Consider the following 1,342-nt stretch of genomic DNA (forward strand, 5'->3'; position numbering starts at 1 on the left):
GGTATAGTTGAGCTGATATGTATGTTTACAGCCTTTTTTCTCATTTATAACAACATTAGTTGCTATAATTTCACAGAAATTATACAGAGTCATTCTTGACCATATTTCCTGCATAATATATTCTGGTTTCTTTGAATGAAAACGTGTTAGTCCTAAGGCATATTTCAATTCTCGAAAAGAGGTTTCTATTCCCCAACGTTTTGCATATAACCGTTTGATTTCATCAGAATTAAATTTATCTTGTGGCAGATTTGTAATAATGCATTCATAAGAACCTTGAGGTATTGGAAAACGTATCACTCTCATTTTCATTTCGTAAAAATTATTAAAATGCAGATCAAGATAATCAAAAGGCGTTTTCTTATCAATAACTCTGTATTTTTTTGGATTTGCTTTTACTTCATTTGTCTGCTTTTTAGTAAGCGTAACATTAACCCATTCATCAAATTCCCCACTCTCTGGAAGCATTGTAAGTTTTGAAGTTATACCATTACTTGTTATATCTTTGACACGAATTAAATAATACATTCCTTTGTGTTCCACATGGGCAAATATATTATAATTCTCATAACCCCTGTCTGCGATAAAAATAGCTGATGTATCATTGTATCGGTCAATCATTTCACACATTGCACGTCTTTCATTCGCCAAGCGTGAAGGCTGGATAATTGCATCTGTGTATTGGCGGCTGCATAAATCATAAAAAGCATTTAAATGCAATAGGTTGTACCCTTTTCTGTCAGGAAGAGTTTGAAAATAGGTTGTTTCATCTTGGGGATTGTGTGCAATGCACAAATCCGAGCCATCACATGCAATCAGTCTAAGACCATTATATGTAACATTATCCGTAAAAGACTTTGTAAATTCTTGGAATAAAAATTCAAATGCTTCAGGCAATATCTGTGCTCTACGCTGATTGAATGAAGAATTTGATGGTGTAGTATTATCAAATTCAAAATATTCCAACAGTTCATCTCTTAATGCTTTGCCTTCCATTGTAAGCATGAACTTCATAACCTCTTCAAATGACCATTTCTTTTTACGGGAAAAGTCCGTTTTTGGATGCTTTGTAAATAGCCAATAGTAAGAATCCATTTTTGTAATAATTGATAGTAATTTTTGTTTTACCTCTGTAGAATAATTCATCGTGTAATTCTCCTTGCAATCAAGATATTTTCTTAATTACAAGGGTCGTTCTAACTATCTTAAAAAAGATAGTTAGAGCGACCGCACATTTTGATTATCATGTCAAGTGCTTAACATAATTTTACAAAAAAAGAACAGGGTACATATTTCTATATACACTGTTCTTTGTATAATCCTTATCTAAATGACATTGGGA

1 protein-coding gene is annotated in these 1,342 nt (G+C 32.3%); it reads right to left on the reverse strand.

From position 1 onward, the window contains the following. Positions 1 to 1,146: IS4 family transposase (locus tag HMPREF0373_RS07165; protein ID WP_021739008.1), on the reverse strand; the 1,146-nt coding region annotated here is incomplete at its 3' end. Positions 1,147 to 1,342: the final 196 nt, after the last annotated feature.

Source organism: Eubacterium ramulus ATCC 29099, from assembly GCF_000469345.1.
GTDB lineage: Bacteria > Bacillota > Clostridia > Lachnospirales > Lachnospiraceae > Eubacterium_I > Eubacterium_I ramulus.